The following is a 17,212-nucleotide window of genomic DNA, read 5'->3' on the forward strand; positions in this document are numbered from 1 at the left end:
GGAATAGAAAATCCGAAATTTCCCATGGAATACAATTCCCTCTTCAAGGGAAGTTGGTTAAAAGGTAGGCGGAATGAACTTATCTGGCTGGTTTCGGAATACCAGATAGTTAAAACTTAGGATTCGACAATTTTTTCTCTCGTGGAGTTTGATTTTCATCGTGGCACAAAGGTAAGGCAAGTAATCCGTAAATCCCAATTATACTGGGTTTTATGATTTTCGTAACGTTTTTTCAGACTTTTCTGCAAAAGATTGACTTTTCTCTATATGGTTCAGTATCAAATATTAAAGCTTACTTAAAATTGGCTTTAATTGCGTTAAATGTTCTTAAATATTAGGTGGGAATATATTTGTCTGAAAGAATGAGGGTTATATTGAAATCCAAACGCTAATCAAATCATCATGGTAAACAAAATTGTCTTCTTGTTCGGGTTGCTATTGACGCAATCCGTATGCTCTGCAAATGCTCCACAATTCGATGAAACACAAAAACTTGCGGCCACTGCCAAAATCTGGGGATTTTTAAAATACTACCACCCACAAGTGGCCAAAGGTAAATTCAATTGGGACGAGCAGTTGTTGGAAGTGCTTCCCAAAGTGGAACAAGCCAAGGATAAAGTAGAACTTTCCCAGATCTATTTGGATTGGATAGAAGGCTTGGGAGATGTACCTGTCTGTAAAAAATGCGCTAAGGATAATGATCAAGACTATTTTGAAAAGAACTTTGATCTCTCTTGGTTTGAAGATAACGAACTCTTTACCCCGCAACTTAGCAATAAACTAATGTTTATAGAGCAAAACCGATTTCAAGGTAAGCAACATTATGTGTACGTCCCATATAAACAAGTGGGCAATATTGCCTTAAAAAATGAACCCGAATACCAAAATTTGGATTGGTCCAATCCAGATATGAGGTTGATGATAGCCTTCAAATATTGGAACATTGTGGAGTACTTTTTTCCTTACAAATACCAAACCGACCAACCATGGGATGAGGTGTTGCTTTCATCCATACCTCAATTGCAAGCCGCTTCAACTGAAAAAGAGTTTCATCGTGCCTTGCAGAAAATGGTGGTAAGGATTGATGATGCCCATGGGGGATTTATTACTTCCAAAAGCAACTACTACTACCCAAATGTAAAAACTCAATTTATTGATGGAAAATTGGTAGTGAGAGGATTTTATAATGATTCCTTGGAGCAGCAATCTTCAATTAGAAAAGGAAATATTATTCTAAAAGTTGACAATGTTCCTGTGCAAAGCATGATTAAGGATAGTATGGAATTGGTATGGGGCTCGAATCCGGCAAGCAAGTATAGAAATTTGAGTTATGATATTATTCGCTCAAAAAATCCAACAACCAAAAAAGTTACTTACCAGTCAAACGGGGAAGTAGCCCAAACAGAAATTTCTTTGTATTCCATTCAGGAAATATTGCCCAAAGAAGTTGATAAATGGAAATTGCTTGAAGGGAATATTGGTTATGTGAACATGGGCAAACTAGAGCGAAAGGATGTGGAAGAAATGATGGAAAGCTTTAAAGATACCAAGGCCATTGTTTTTGACATCAGAAATTATCCAAAAGGAACTTTGTATCATGTAGCTTCTTACTTAATTCCGGAGCGTAGAGACTTTTTCAAGGTAACCCAACCCGACCTAAATTATCCTGGCAAGTTCAAATGGAGGGAGGGCACACAATGCGGAAGTTTTAAGAACAAAGAAAATTATTTAGGGAAAGTGGTTCTTTTAGTGAATGGAATCACACAAAGCCATGCCGAGTTCACCACAATGGCTTTACAGGCTGCGGATAATGTTATAACCGTGGGTAGTCAAACGGCAGGAGCGGATGGCAACGTGTCCACCTTAGAATTGGGTGGAGGAATCAAAACCTCGATTTCTGGAATTGGCATTTTTTATCCCGATGGAACCGAGACCCAGCGCAAGGGTGTAAAAGTAGATGTGGAAGTGCGCCCTACAATTCAAGGGTTAAAAGAGGGTAGGGATGAGGTGCTCGAAAAAGCTTTGGAGTTGATTAACCAGGAAATCTAGAATCTACTGCGAAACTGGGTAGGTGAGCAGCCTTTCAATTCCTTGAATTTTCGATTAAAATTGGCAATGTTGTTAAAGCCACATTGTTCGGAAACCGCAGCAATGGCCAATTCGGGCTGACTTAGAATGATTTTGCAGGCATTTTCAATCCGAATTTCGATAAGGAACTGAAAAAAGGTTTTATTGGTCCGTCTTTTAAAGTACCTACAAAAAGCATTCTTGCTCATGTTGGCCACTTGGGCAATTTCATCCAGATTAATCGGTTCGTTGAATTTGTCCATGGCATGCTTGAAAACATCGTTCATGCGTTTGCCCTCATCGTCCGAAAATGTTTTGCGGTATACAAAAGAAGACAAAGGTTGGGTTTTCGCTTTCATTATCTCATTGATCACCACTAACAAAGTGGCAATTTGTTCTACTTTGTTCTGTGATTTCAATTTTTGAAAAGCATTAATAATGACTTCCTTGTTCGAGATAACACGAATGCCCAACTCCGATTTTTTGAAAAACGCTTTGGTGGATGCAAGGTCGGTAATGCCGAAAAAATCATTTCCAAAGGAGTGGATGTCGAAAAACAAGGTATGCATGATGGATTTGGATGAAGCCGAAACATCGCTCTTAAACGCATGAGGTAAAAACCCACCAATCACCAACACATCCCCCTCTTGGTAATCACTGATGGAATCGGCAACCACCAACGACCCAGAACCCTTGGCTATATAACTGATCTGGATTTCTTCATGTTGGTGCAACTGGTCATAAAATATCCGTTCATGGTCTATTTGGTAGACCAATGCCTCGTCACTTGGTTTTGGAATTTTGAACGGAAGTACCTTCATTTTTTGCCCAAATATCATCAATTTAATAAGTAAAATCAATTTTTGAGGTAATATAGTATCAATATAAGCTAATAAAAAACGGCATTTCTGACCTTGTGTCCACTATTTTTGTAGTAAAACAAATAACATCATGATACAATGGGAAGGGGTTATGCCAGCTGTAACCACAAAATTTACAAGTGAGGACGAACTGGATTTGGCCATGTTCGAAAAGAACATCAAAGCACAATTGGATGCCGGAGTTCACGGTATAATTTTAGGAGGAACTTTAGGCGAGGCCAGTACCTTGACCAAAACAGAAAAAGAGACCTTGATAAAAACCACCTTACAGATTGTGGAGGGAAAGATTCCTGTTATCATTAACATAGCCGAACAAAGTACCAAAGAGGCCATTGAAGTGGCCCAAAATGCCGAAAAAGTAGGTGCGCAGGGGTTGATGGTGCTTCCGCCAATGCGCTACAAGGCGACGGATTATGAAACAGTGACCTATTTTAAGGCCATTGCCAATAGCGTTTCCTTGCCCATAATGATCTATAATAACCCTGTAGATTACAAAATTGAGGTAACCTTGGATATGATGGAAGAACTTTTGGAGTGTGAAAACATCCAAGCCATCAAAGAATCCACAAGGGATATCACCAATGTGATTCGCTTTCAAAACCGTTTTGGTGACCGATTAAAAGTGTTTACGGGTGTGGATACCCTCGGAATGGAAAGTTTGGTGATCGGAGCCGATGGATGGGTAGCGGGACTTGTTTGTGCCTACCCAGCAGAAACCGTGGCCATTTACGAATTGGTAAAAGCAGGCAAAATCCAAGAAGCTCTAGAAATATACAAATGGTTCATGCCATTGTTGGAGTTGGACATCAACCCACAATTGGTGCAGAATATCAAATTGGCCGAAGTGGCGACAGGAATCGGAACAGAGCATGTAAGGGCACCTCGTTTGCCATTGCAAGGAGCAGAACGCGAACGGGTGTTGGGAGTGATAGACAACGCCATGAAAAACAGACCCGTACTACCAGATTATAAGAATTTAACAAGTTTAGCATGATTACAGGTAAAAATTGTATCGCAGGAGAATTTAGTGCAAAGGGGAGTGTGGAGTTCAAGACCATTAATCCCAAATTGAATATTCAAAACGATACCACTTTTATGGAGGCCTCATCTGAAGAAATCGAATTGGCGGTGACTTCGGCATGGGATGCTTTTAAAGTGTTTCGAAAATTATCAGGTACCAAAAGATCTGAATTTTTGAATGCTATTGCGGACGAAATTTTGGCCTTGGACCAAGAATTGTTGGATACCTATTGCATGGAATCAGGTTTGCCAGAGGGAAGAGCCATTGGCGAACGTGGACGAACCATGAACCAGTTAAGATCCTTTGCAACTTTGGTGGCCAACGAAGATTGGCGCGAAAACACCTTTGATGCCGCAGAACCGGATAGAAAACCGATGCCAAAAGACGATTTGCGCAAAACCATGATTCCTTTGGGGCCAGTGGCCGTTTTTGGTGCCAGTAATTTTCCATTGGCGTACTCAACAGCGGGAGGAGATACCGCCAGTGCGTTGGCCGCAGGTTGCCCAGTAGTGGTAAAATCGCATCCCATGCATGCCGGAACTTCCGAATTGGTCGCTTCGGCCATTGTAAAAGCTGCGGAAAAAACGGGAATGCCCAAGGGCGTTTTCTCGAGCATCAATGGAGGAATACAAGCAGGTGTGGATTTGGTGAGTCATCCAAAAATAAAAGCTGTTGGTTTTACGGGAAGCATTACAGGTGGTCGTGCCCTATTCGATTTAGCGGCCAAAAGACCAGAGCCAATTCCTGTTTTTGCTGAAATGGGAAGTATCAACCCTGTTATCATCACGCCAAATGCGATTGCAAATCGCGGAAATGATATCGCAAAGACCTATGCTGGGTCCATTACTTTGGGAACAGGACAATTCTGTACCAATCCAGGGTTGTTATTGACCGTAAAAGATGAAAATACCCAAGCTTTTATCAATGAATTGGCCAAAGAAACTATTGCCTTGGACCCACAATGTATGTTGCATCCCAATATTAAATCGGGATATGAAAGCAAGGGTGAAATTGTTACTTCACAGGATGGTGTAGAGGTTGTAGGTAAAATCGAAGGTGATTTGGATCCCAATTATGCCGCTTCTGCAGTAGCGACTGTTTCTGGAACCCAATATTTGAACAACACCAAATTGCATCAAGAGGTTTTTGGCCCTTTTTCCTTGGTGGTTCAATGTAAAGATGAAGCGGAATTGCTTCAAGTGATTGAAGAATTGGAAGGTCAATTAACAGGAACCTTGATTGCAGAAGAAAATGACGCATTGGATAGTACAGAAATAGTTGAAGCGCTTCAAAATAGAGTAGGACGAATTATTTATAACGGGGTGCCTACTGGAGTTGAGGTTTGCCCCTCCATGCAACACGGGGGACCGTACCCTGCTTCGACCGATTCAAGGTTTACGGCTGTGGGAGTCCATGCTATTAAAAGATGGGTTCGACCTGTGAGTTATCAATCGTTCCCCATGGAATTATTGCCAGAACATTTAAGAAAATAGCTAAGAAAAGTAACGCGAGTGGCCAGAAAAACATTTTTTTGTGTTGATGCACATACCTGCGGCAATCCAGTGCGAGTGGTTGCAGGTGGAGGTCCAAACCTGTTGGGAGCCAATATGAGCGAAAAACGCCAGCATTTCCTTAAGGAATATGACTGGATTCGAAGAGGATTGATGTTTGAACCTCGGGGTCACGATATGATGAGTGGAAGTATTTTGCTTTCTCCCCATGATCCAGAAAATGATTTTGCCATACTTTTTATTGAAACTTCGGGTTGTTTGCCCATGTGTGGTCATGGAACCATTGGAACCATTACCGTAGCCATAGAGGAGGGATTGATTACGCCAAAAGCTCCAGGGAAAATCAAAATGGAAGCCCCTGCAGGATTGGTGGAAATCGAATACCAGCAAACGGGAAAAAAAGTGGATTGGGTGCGATTGGTGAATGTGAAATCGTACTTGGCAGCCGAAAATCTGACCGTGGAATGTCCAGGTTTGGGGGAATTAACCTTCGATGTAGCCTATGGTGGAAATTATTACGCCATTGTTGATCCACAAAAGAACTTTTCAGGTTTGCAAGATTTCACTGCGGGACAAATTATTTTGTTTTCGCAAGTGGTGCGAAAGGCTATCAACGAGAAATATCCCGATATGTTCATCCATCCAGAAAATCCGACCATTCGCGATGTAAGCCATATGATGTGGACAGGAACACCATTGGATGCAACATCATCAGGTAGAAATGCTGTTTTTTATGGGGACAAAGCGATAGACCGTTCTCCTTGTGGAACAGGAACTTCGGCACGAATGGCCCAGTTGTACAGCAAAGGGAAATTAAAAATAGGGGAGCCATTCATCCATGAAAGTTTTATAGGCAGCAAGTTTGTGGGCAAGGTCGAGACCAAGACCACATTAGGGGATAAATTGGCTATCATCCCCAGCATTCAAGGGTGGGCGCAAGTAACGGGATACAATAATATCATCATAGATGATGATGACCCATATGCCCATGGATTCCAAGTACTTTAACTAAAAAGAAGAAAAGTGCGGGATGATGTGGTCAAATGAGAAATTGAAAAATACATGAAACTAAGTAAATTAATCATAGGCACATTTCTGAGTTGCTTTTCTTTTTGTTTGTCCTTTGTGCAAGCCCAAGAGGGCAACCAGATATTGGATGGTATTGGCGAAACAGGAATGATTTCCCGCTACATTTTGAATGGAGATGCCAAGGATTGGTCCAGAAATACGTTGCATGCTCGAATTTATGGCACCAACATAAAGTTTGATGAGGATAAAAACCTGGCAAAGGTCCTTACTTTGTCAGGAGAGAACCAAAACTATGTTTCCATTCCAGGTGAAGCAGTTGAGGGAGAAGAATCATTGAGTATTTCTGCTTGGGTCAACTTAAAATCTGCCGAAAAGAATCAAGTGCTTTTTGATTTTGGAAAAGATGGCAGAAACCATTTTTATGCGGATGCATCAGGCCAATTTCATTTGATAAAGGATGGAAAGGAAATCTACAAAACTTCTAATCCCAGCAAGGCCATTTCAACTGGAGAATGGGCACATATTGCTCTAGTATTTGATGCTCCATCAAAATCAATTGCCACCTATCTCAATGGAAAACAACTTGGGAAAATTGAAAAAGTTGAGGTAGAACTGGACGATTTGTTTACCCATGAGAACAAATTGTATGTGGGTAGGTCAATTCCATCTGGCAATCCACATTTAAATGCAAGCATTCACGATTTCCGATTGTACCGAATCCTTTTGAACGAAGCCCAAATAAATGTCATTCGTGAAAATGCTTTGAAAGGAAATGTTGCTGTTGCACAACGAGAAAAACCAAAGGATGATTTACCACAATTTGATCCGAGCGTACCTCAATTGTACAATCAATATTTGGTTGGGGTATCCGATGTTGATGTGGAAACTACCGTGGGTGCCTTGCCAAGATTGCCAAGATATGTGAAAGGGGACTACAAAAACGGAATTGAAGGTTCAAAAGTAAGAGTACTCTGGCCAGCACCAAGCAATAATGATGAAGTTGCACAAGTAGGGAGCTATGAAGTCATTGGAAAAGTGCCGGGAACAGATTTACAACCCAAGGCAAAGGTTGTGGTTAAAGCTGCTCAGGCATCTGTAACACCCATCCGTACTTTGGAAGTTTTCCCGCTTGAACAAGTATCCTTAAATGTGGATGCCCACGGCCATCAAACCAAATTCATAGAAAATCGGGATAAGTTCATCAACACCTTGGCGAGTACCAATCCAGATTCGTTTTTGTACATGTTCCGTAATGCTTTTGGACAAGAACAACCAGAAAGAGCAATTCCTTTAGGGGTTTGGGACAGTCAAGAAACCAAATTGAGAGGCCATGCCACAGGACATTACTTGACCGCATTGGCCCAAGCCTACGCGAGCACAGGATACGATGAATCCCTGCAATCCAATTTTAAGCAAAAGATGGATTACATGGTGGCGGTGCTCCATCAACTTTCAAGATTGTCTGGACGACCTGTTAATGAAGGTGATAAATATGTAGCCGACCCTACGACGATTCCTCCAGGACCAGGCAAATCAACTTTTGATTCCGATTTAAGCGAAAATGGCATTCGAACCGATTATTGGAATTGGGGTGAGGGATTTATAAGTGCCTATCCTCCAGACCAATTTATCATGTTGGAAAATGGTGCCACCTATGGCACCCAGTCCACCCAGATTTGGGCACCCTATTATACCTTGCACAAGCTGTTGGCAGGTCTGTTGGATATTTATGAGATCACAGGAAATCAAAAAGCTTTGGAGATTGCCGAAGGTATGGGGAATTGGGTATATGTTAGATTGAGCCAATTGCCTACTGACACCTTGATTCAAATGTGGAACACCTATATTGCAGGAGAGTTTGGAGGGATGAACGAGGCCATGGCGCGATTGAACCGAATCACTGGCGAACCTAATTTTTTAAAAGTAGCCCAACTGTTCGACAACATTAAAATGTTTTTTGGTGATGCAGACCATTCACACGGTTTGGCCAATAATGTGGACACCTTTAGAGGTTTGCATGCCAATCAACATATCCCACAGATCTTGGGATCCCTAGAGATTTATCGCGATTCAAATTCCCCAGAATATTACCGAATAGCTGATAACTTTTGGTATAAAGCACGAAACGATTACATGTACAGCATAGGTGGCGTAGCAGGAGCCCGAAACCCTACCAATGCCGAGTGTTTTGTGGCGCAGCCAGCAACATTATATGCCAATGGATTTTCATCTGGCGGGCAAAATGAAACCTGTGCCACCTACAACATGCTCAAGTTGACCAAAAACTTGTTTCTTTTTGATCAGCGCACCGAGTTTATGGACTATTACGAGCGAGGATTATACAACCATATTTTGGCTTCGGTGGCAGAGGATAGTCCTGCCAATACCTACCATGTTCCTTTACGGCCAGGTTCCATTAAGCGATTTGGAAATGCTGATATGACCGGATTTACCTGTTGCAACGGAACCGCCTTGGAAAGCAGCACCAAGCTCCAGAATTCCATTTATTTTAAAAGTTTGGATAACAACGAGCTTTATGTAAACCTCTTTGTTCCCTCCACATTGCATTGGGAAGAAAAGGGAATTACGGTGGAGCAAAAAACTGCTTTTCCAAAGGAAGATCATACTCAATTAGTGATTTCTGGAAAGGCAAAATTCGATTTAAAAGTTCGAGTGCCTGAATGGGCAACCAAAGGAGTGATGGTTAAAGTCAACGGAAAAGAAGAGAAAATTGAAGCTTCGGAGGGTAGTTATCTTTCCCTAAATCGAAAATGGAAAAATGGAGATGTGGTGGACATTAAAATGCCGTTCCAGTTTCATTTAGATCCGATCATGGATCAACAGAATATTGCCAGTCTTTTTTATGGGCCTATCTTGTTGGTGGCCCAAGAAAAAGAAGCTAGGACCGATTGGCGTAAAATTACCTTGGATGCAAATAATTTGGGGAAAACAATTCAAGGTGACCCATCCACATTGGAATTTACAATTGACGGAGTTACTTTCAAACCATTTTACGAAACCTATGGGAGACATTCGGTGTATTTGGATGTAACTCTAGAATAACAAAAACCAACCGCTACCTTTAGGTAGTTCAGAGAAACCAAAAATTATGAAATACACAGGTCTTAAAAAAATCGGATTTCTATTCACGGTACTATTCGGGATGATTTCATCAGCACAAAACAGTGAAATGGCCGATATGGTCACCGAATTTGAAGCTGATAATTGGGCGTTGCGACGCACCTATATTATTGATGAATCCGAAGAATATTACGAGCGATATTCCAAACATTATTCTGATTGGAATGACAAATTGGATAAGGTGGATTTTAATGCCATGTCCCAGCAAGGAAAGGTTGATTATGTGCTGTTGCAGAATTTGGTAAACAAGAGAGCGTATCTTTTGGGATTGGATTATGATGAATTTAAAGAGGTGGATGAAGTTGGTGATTTCGGGAAAGACATCTTTACGTTCATGCAGGAAAGACGCAGAGGAAAAAGACCTGATGCAAAACTATTGTCACAACAATTTCAAGATGCTTCTGATAAAATTGATGCCGAAATGGAAGCTTGGAAAGCCAAGCCATTTAAAGATTGGCAGACGGCAGATAAAGCTTCAGATGTCATAACATCATTTCAAAAAGGATTGAAAGAATCTTATGAGTTTTACTATGGATACGATCCTGAGTTTACGTGGTGGGTAGAAAAACCCTATGAAAAGCTCAACGAAAAGTTGACCGCCTACGCGGACTTTTTAAAAGAGAATTATTCCGAAGGCAGTGTAAAAGATGATGGAAGTGGCATTATCGGAAAGCCTATCGGTGAAGTTGCCCTTAAAGAAAGCTTGGCCTTGGAATTTATTCCCTACACCCCAGCCCAACTCATCAAAACTGCGGAAGAGCAATTTGACTGGTGCAAAACCGAAATGATCAAAGCCTCTCGCGAATTGGGCTTTGGTGATGACTGGAAAAAAGCGTTGGAGCACGTTAAGAATACCTATGTTCCTTCTGGAGACCAACCACAGGCCATTTTTGATCTGTACCAACATTCCGTAGACTTTATCGAAGAAAGAGACTTGATTACCTTGCCCGAATTGGCCAAAGAAACTTGGGGAATGAAAATGATGAGTGCAGAACGTCAGAAGGTAAGTCCGTTCTTTTTGGGAGGACCAGATATCATTATTTCATATCCGACCATGGAAATGGATCATAACGATAAGCTGATGAGTATGCGTGGGAACAATCCTAATTTCTCCTTTCCTACTGTGCAACACGAACTATTACCTGGACATAACCTTCAATATTTTATGACGAGTAGGCATAAAAGCTATAGAAGACCTTTTTACAATCCATTTTGGACGGAAGGTTGGGCACTGTATTGGGAAATCATTTTATGGAACAAAGAATTTCCGCAGACGCCAGAGCAAAAGTTGGGAATGCTGTTCTGGAGAATCCACCGATGCGCCCGTATCATTTTCTCTTTAAAATTTCATTTGGGTGAAATGACCCCGCAAGAATGTATCGACCTATTGGTTGATGAGGTTGGACACGAATACGCCAATGCCGAGGCTGAGGTGCGTCGTTCTTTCACCACCAGCTATCCTCCTTTGTATCAATTGGCCTATATGATGGGCGGATTACAATTTTATGCACTTCGTAAGGAAATGTTGGATATGGGTTGGACAGAAAAAGAATTCCATGATCGAGTGATGGTCGAAGGTAGAATGCCCGTAGAAATATTGCGTAGCCTGTTGCAAGAACTTCCCCTGAACAAAAACTACAAAACCCAATGGAGATTCGCTACGGATTTTAAATAGTCCAATTCATTTTAACAATAAAACCAAACTGGCAGAATAATGAAGCATGTGAAGTATTGGATAGTCTCGGTAGTTTGTTTATTGACCACATTAACTTTAAAGGCACAACAAACTTATTGGAGTAGGGTTGAGCAGAGGGAATCCACCTTGGGTGTTGCTGATGTGTATCTAAAATTCAATACTCCGGATTTTCAATTAAAGTTGGTCAAAGCTTCACAAACAGTTGCTGCCCTTAGACCCAATGGTGAGCCATATTTTGATTTTACACCTGGAGAGCGATTGGAAATCAGGGATAAGGATAGCCTATATCATTTAGGGGATATCAACCTTAGAATAAAAGATGCCAATGGGGTTTGGAAAGATTACTCCACTGCCACTTCACGAGCCAAGGTTCAAGCTTTGGAAACCAATGGGAATGTATTGGCTGCGGCCGATTTGGCCAACACCTTACCCAATGATATCCCTGTTGCCGTTAAGCGATATTACGAAGTTGAAAACGACCAATTGGTCATGCGTTTCGAAATCACCAACAAACAAGATACCCCAGTTGAGATTGGGGCTTTGGGTGTTCCTATGGTATTCAACAATATTTTAGAAGGTAAATCTTTGATTGAGACCCATGCCCAGAACGTTTTCTTTGATCCGTACATCGGAATGGATGCGGGTTATTTGGAAGTGAAAAGATTGAGCGGGAAAGGTCCCACACTTTTAGTGCTTCCGAAAGAGAATATGGCTTTTGAAGCTTACAGGCCTTTATTGGATGATCCTACCCCTAGAAGTATCGTTTTTGAAGGTTTTCATGAATGGATGGTTCATAGCAAAGCTTATGCAGAAAACGAATGGAAAGGTGTGGAGCATTGGAACACTCCAACTTCTTTAATACTTCAACCAAAGGAATCAAAAAACTTCGCTTTAAAATTTGTGCTTGCTGAAGGCATCAAAAATATTCAGGAAAGCCTAGTAAAAGAAGAACACCCTCTTGCTGTCGGTGTACCAGGCTATGTGCTCCCTCAGGATGTAGAAGGTCAATTGTTCATTGAGTATAAAAGTGAAATTGCATCTATTAAAGTAGAACCCAAAGGTGTATTGGTAATCAAGGAGGCTGGAAATACTGCATCAGAAAAGAAAAAGTACATGGTTCAAGGTAAAAAATGGGGTAGGGCGAGGCTTACCATAACCTATAAAAACGGCGTGGAACAAACCGTAAACTACAAGGTCATTAAGCCAGAAGCTGAGATGGTGAAAGATTTTGGCCATTTTTTGACTACGGAACAATGGTTCGATGACCCCAACGACCCTTTTGGTAGAAGCCCATCGGCCATAAGTTACGATTACGAGAAAAAAGAAAAAGTAGTGCAAGATGGACGCGTTTGGATTAGTGGATTGAGTGACGAAGGAGGAGCGGGAAGTTGGTTGGCTGCGGTCATGAAACAGTTGGTGCAACCTGATAAAGAAGAAATCCAAAAAATACAGGGATTTATTGATGAAACGCTTTGGGGTGGTATTCAAAACAATGACGGACCCCAAAAATATGGGGTTAAAAAGAGCTTGTTTTATTATGAACCTGATTCTTTGCCCAAAGGCACCTACAGCGAAACCATAAATTACAACACTTGGGCAGCTTGGGACCATGAGCATGCCAATGACTTAGGAAGGTCCTATAATTATCCACACGTAGCGGCTGCCTATTGGGTGCTCTACCGATTGTCTCGCTACCATGAGGGATTGGTGGATAACAGAGCTTGGGATTGGTATTTGGAGAACGCCTATCAGACAAGTGTTGCCATGGTGGAGCATGCACCTTATTATGCCCAATTTGGGCAGATGGAAGGTTCCGTGTTTCTTTTTATTTTGGAAGATTTAAAAAATGAAGGGCTAACCGAAATGGCTACGGAGTTGGAGGAACGCATGAAAGAAAGAGCCAACCATTGGCGAGCGTTGGATTATCCTTTCGGGAGTGAAATGCCATGGGATTCCACGGGACAGGAAGAAGTGTATATGTGGTCCAGTTATTTTGGCTACGATTATAAGGCCAATGTTACCCTTAATGCCATTTTAGCCTATATGCCTACCATTTCCCACTGGGCCTACAACGGCAACGCCAGAAGGTATTGGGATTTTCTATACGGAGGCAAAGCAGGCAAAACTTCGCGGGTCGAACGGCAAATCCACCACTATGGTTCATCGCTCAATGCCATTCCTGTGTTGAGTCATTACCGTAAAAACCCAGATGACCTCTATTTATTAAAAGTGGGTTACGGAGGACTTTTGGGTGGAATTTCCAATATTACCCAAGATGGTTTTGGTCCTGCTGCATTTCATTCCTATCCCTCTACCTTAAAAATTGATGGAATATCGGGAGATTATGGCTCTGGGTTTTATGGGTATGCGGTAAATACTTCTTCTTATCTAACAAAGGATAAAGATATGGGCTGGTTGGCCTTTGGAGGTAATTTGTCTAAAAAAGGCGATGTTGTGGAAATGGAATTGACTACAGCAGCCAAATCCAGAGTGTTTATCGCTCCGAAAAAGCTTTGGCTTACCTTGGATGCTGGCTCGTTTGAAAAAGTGGACTACAATGAAAAAACAGGAGCGGTGACCCTAACATTGGAGGCTAGTACTGAACACACCCCTTTTGCGTACTTACGAACAAGAGACGAGCTTGAACTTCCTTACAAAAAAGTTAGGGGCGCCTATCAAATTAAATTGGGTAAGAAAGAAACTGTAATCAAACTGTAAAAGTTCTACTCCGAAAGTCAACGATAAATCACTGCAGATTTAAACGAGCCTATTTTATTTAAAGGGAAAACCGTAATTTAAAGGCTGAACTTTTAATGAAGTACACTTGCATACTGCTGAACAAAAATTAAAGGAACGCATCAAGGAGCTAACCTGTTTATACGAGGTAACCTCTTTGATTGTGCATTGTGATTATGATGATGTTGAAACCGCATTGAAAGGTATTGTGCAATGCCTTGAAATTGCTTGGCAATTTGACGAGGAAACCTATGTGAGTTTACAAGTCGGGCCCTATGATATTCAAACAGAGGAAAAAGGAGAGAAATACGTTTTTATGGAATCTCCCATTACCATTTTCAATAAAAGGGAGGGTCGCATCAAGGTAGGGTACCCAAGTCCAAAATATACCTTGGAAGATTTTTTGTTGGAAGAGCAACAGTTGTTGGATAATGTGTGTTTGGAAGTTGGTAATCTTCTGGAAAGGAAGGAAATAAAAGATAATGAAGCCCGCATTCGAAGACAGGTGGAACAGGCGGACCGTTTGCGGATTTTGGGTGAAATCACTGCTGGGATTGCCCACGAACTCAATACGCCACTTGCCAATATTTTGGGTTTTACCGAACTTTTAAAGGAGAGAGTAGAGGATGACCTTCAAGCATCAAAGGATTTGGATAAAATAATCACCAATACCATTTTTTCTAGGGAAGTAGTGAAGAAATTGATGTTCTTCGCTTGCGAAATTCCACAGGAGAAGGAATTGTTGGATATTGTTCCTGTGCTTGAAAATGCCATTGCGCTCATGCGCACTACCTTGGCCAAAGAAAATATCACATGCTCTTTCGCAACATCTGCAGACGAAATATTTCTGCGGATAGATAAGGTACAATTGACCCAGGTGGTTTTCAATTTAATTGTGAATGCCATTTATTTTTCGCCGCCAAAAAGTACCATAAGCGTCGATGTAAAAGATGAAAAGAGCAAGGTTATCATTACCATTTCAGATGAAGGCAGTGGAATTTCAGAAGAAGAGGACGAACATATTTTTGAACCATTTTTTACCACAAAACCAATTGGCGAAGGTTCAGGTTTAGGGCTGAGCGTGGTTCATGGGATTATTCAGAGTCATCAAGGTAAAATTATCCATAGGCCAAATACACCTACAGGCACTATCTTTACCATGGAATTTCCAAAAAGCACCTAACATTGCTAAAAAAGGAGAACATATTATTGGTCGATGACGATATTCAGATTTTGGAGCTGCTGCAAAGGCATTTGGAATCTATGAATTTCCATACGTTTAAGGCAGTCTCGGTAAAGGAAGCATTGTATATCCTAAAGGATACTCCTGTGGATTTGTTGATCACCGATGTGAATATGCCTGAGATCAATGGGATTGAATTGGTGAAGTACACGGCTGAGCATTTTCCTGACATGCCTAAATTAGTGGTTACCGGTTTCCCCTCTGCAGAGGATGCATTTAATGTATTTAAGTCTGGGGTCACCGATTATTTAACCAAACCCTTCACTAAAAAGGAACTGGCCGAGGCGGTAAAGAAATCGCTGACTAGCACAGCACCTAAAAAGAAAAAACCCATACCCAAATCGGAAAGTACCTCAAATCGCTATGCCGATATGATTGGGGAGTCAGAAGCTTTTCAAAAGGTAACCGAAATTATTGATCGCGTAAGGGACAATAGAGCGACCATTTTAGTGCGAGGCGAAAGTGGAACCGGAAAGGAACTTGTGGCCCGGGCTATTCATTATTCAGGAAAGTTTGCCCGTAATCCCTTTGTGGCGGTGAACTGTGCAGCGATTCCGGAAAATTTATTGGAAGCCGAGCTTTTCGGCTATACCAAAGGGGCTTTTACGGGCGCCAATGAGACTAGGAACGGTTTTTTTCAGGCCGCCAATAATGGAACCATATTTTTGGATGAGATAGGGGATGCGCCTTTGCCAGTTCAAACAAGATTGCTACGAGTATTGCAAGAAAAGGAAGTGACCAAGATAGGCTCCCATAAAGCAGAAAAGTTAGAAGTGCGAGTTATTGCGGCGACCAATATTGATTTGGAAGAACTCATTGAAAAAAAGATGTTCAGGGAAGACCTGTATTATAGACTCAGCGTCGTGAGCATAAAAGTTCCGCCATTACGAGAACGAAAAGATGATATTCCACTTTTGGTCAATCGATTTTTGTTCAAATATGGTGTGGAGTACAAAGATCATATAGTGCAAATAGATCCTCAAGCACTTGAGGTTTTGCAGCGGTATTCATGGCCAGGCAATATTCGGGAATTGGAAAATGTGATTCAAAGGGCAGTTATTATGTGCGACAGAAAAATCACTCTAAAAGAATTACCGGAAGAACTTAAATATAAAATTGACTTTCCTAATAAAGGATATCTACCCCTTCGTGACCTTGAACGGGACTATATCCAAAAAGTACTGCAATACACTAAAGGCAATAAGACCAAAGCTGCCGAAATTCTTCAAATAGACCGAAAGACACTTCGCGAAAAATTAAAGTAATCCACTGGGTAAAAATGCCCCAGCCGGGGAGAAATGCCCCGATTCTGTGTCTCAGCCTACAGCTCTTAAAATTATTTAATATATTATATATCAAATAGTTATATGGATAATTGTGATTTTTATCTTTTAAATGGCACACCCTTTGCCTTTTATATATCGAGTTGAAAAAAATACTTGATTGTCCTAATGAAATATGGAAGTTTAATAGTGGAGAAGAAAGAATATTTAGTGATTAAAAGAATCCTGAACTTTCACAAGCACTACGAAGATGTTGCCCATAAGAATGCATTGGCACACTTGAGTAAAAAGGTAGAGCGAGCAATTATTGTAAGTGATGATGAAATGCCAAAGGATGTAGTCAGATTATACTCGGAAGTAAAAATATCGACCATGAATGGCACGATTCAAAACTTTCAAATTGTGATGCCAACGGAAGAAAACCAACAAGCTGGAAAATTGTCCGTAGTGAGTACCATGGGCGCCAAGTTGATTGGGTTGGCCTCAGGCGATGGAATTCAATTTAAGAATAAGGATGTTTTTAAGATCATCGAGGTAGAAGGGCCAAAACAAAAATATTCGGGATTGTATTCCCATATAGATTTTTAAAGAAAGAAAATAATTT

General features: G+C 41.2%; 11 protein-coding genes. 10 read left to right on the plus strand and 1 reads right to left on the minus strand.

Annotated features, from left to right (window positions below; genetic code table 11):
- The first annotated feature begins 402 nt into the window (after positions 1–402).
- Positions 403–2,049 carry a S41 family peptidase gene (locus tag ABT310_RS08010; RefSeq protein WP_375323383.1) on the plus strand — a complete coding sequence of 549 codons (1,647 nt, stop codon included), beginning with the start codon at positions 403–405 and terminating at the stop codon, positions 2,047–2,049.
- On the opposite strand, the gene ABT310_RS08015 is transcribed toward ABT310_RS08010, so the two are convergent.
- Positions 2,046–2,888, minus strand: a complete 843-nt coding sequence (locus ABT310_RS08015; RefSeq protein ID WP_375323384.1) for an AraC family transcriptional regulator — start codon at positions 2,886–2,888, stop codon at positions 2,046–2,048. The genes ABT310_RS08010 and ABT310_RS08015 overlap by 4 nt on opposite strands.
- Before the next feature lie 130 nt (positions 2,889–3,018).
- On the opposite strand from ABT310_RS08015, the gene ABT310_RS08020 reads away from it, so the two are divergent.
- The 9 genes from ABT310_RS08020 (at position 3,019) to ABT310_RS08060 (ending at position 17,196) form a co-directional block, all read left to right on the plus strand.
- Positions 3,019–3,942, plus strand: coding sequence for a dihydrodipicolinate synthase family protein (locus ABT310_RS08020; RefSeq protein ID WP_375323385.1), 924 nt, complete (start codon positions 3,019–3,021; stop codon positions 3,940–3,942).
- The gene (locus tag ABT310_RS08025; RefSeq protein WP_375323386.1) at positions 3,939–5,462 is read left to right on the plus strand and encodes an aldehyde dehydrogenase (NADP(+)); all 1,524 of its coding nucleotides are present in this window, start codon (positions 3,939–3,941) and stop codon (positions 5,460–5,462) included. Before ABT310_RS08020 ends, ABT310_RS08025 begins: the two co-directional genes overlap by 4 nt.
- 18 nt (positions 5,463–5,480) lie before the next feature.
- Positions 5,481–6,488: a 4-hydroxyproline epimerase gene (locus ABT310_RS08030; RefSeq protein ID WP_375323387.1), complete on the plus strand. Its 1,008-nt coding sequence runs from the start codon at positions 5,481–5,483 to the stop codon at positions 6,486–6,488.
- Positions 6,489–6,542: 54 nt separating this feature from the next.
- Entirely contained in the window at positions 6,543–9,572 is a 3,030-nt protein-coding gene (locus ABT310_RS08035; RefSeq protein ID WP_375323388.1) for a beta-L-arabinofuranosidase domain-containing protein, read from the plus strand.
- Positions 9,573–9,618: 46 nt separating this feature from the next.
- Entirely contained in the window at positions 9,619–11,325 is a 1,707-nt protein-coding gene (locus ABT310_RS08040; RefSeq protein ID WP_375323389.1) for a DUF885 family protein, read from the plus strand.
- A 39-nt stretch (positions 11,326–11,364) separates the two neighbouring features.
- Positions 11,365–14,064, plus strand: a complete 2,700-nt coding sequence (locus ABT310_RS08045) for a DUF5695 domain-containing protein (protein WP_375323390.1) — start codon at positions 11,365–11,367, stop codon at positions 14,062–14,064.
- Positions 14,065–14,170: 106 nt separating this feature from the next.
- Positions 14,171–15,265: a sensor histidine kinase gene (locus ABT310_RS08050; protein WP_375323391.1), complete on the plus strand. Its 1,095-nt coding sequence runs from the start codon at positions 14,171–14,173 to the stop codon at positions 15,263–15,265.
- A gap of 2 nt (positions 15,266–15,267) precedes the next feature.
- A complete protein-coding gene (locus ABT310_RS08055; RefSeq protein ID WP_375323392.1) occupies positions 15,268–16,590 on the plus strand; it encodes a sigma-54-dependent transcriptional regulator in 1,323 nt (440 codons plus the stop codon).
- A gap of 186 nt (positions 16,591–16,776) precedes the next feature.
- Positions 16,777–17,196: a GreA/GreB family elongation factor gene (locus ABT310_RS08060; RefSeq protein ID WP_375323393.1), complete on the plus strand. Its 420-nt coding sequence runs from the start codon at positions 16,777–16,779 to the stop codon at positions 17,194–17,196.
- Positions 17,197–17,212: the final 16 nt, after the last annotated feature.

The organism is Flagellimonas cixiensis (assembly GCF_042134615.1).
GTDB classification, from domain to species: Bacteria; Bacteroidota; Bacteroidia; order Flavobacteriales; family Flavobacteriaceae; genus Flagellimonas; species Flagellimonas cixiensis.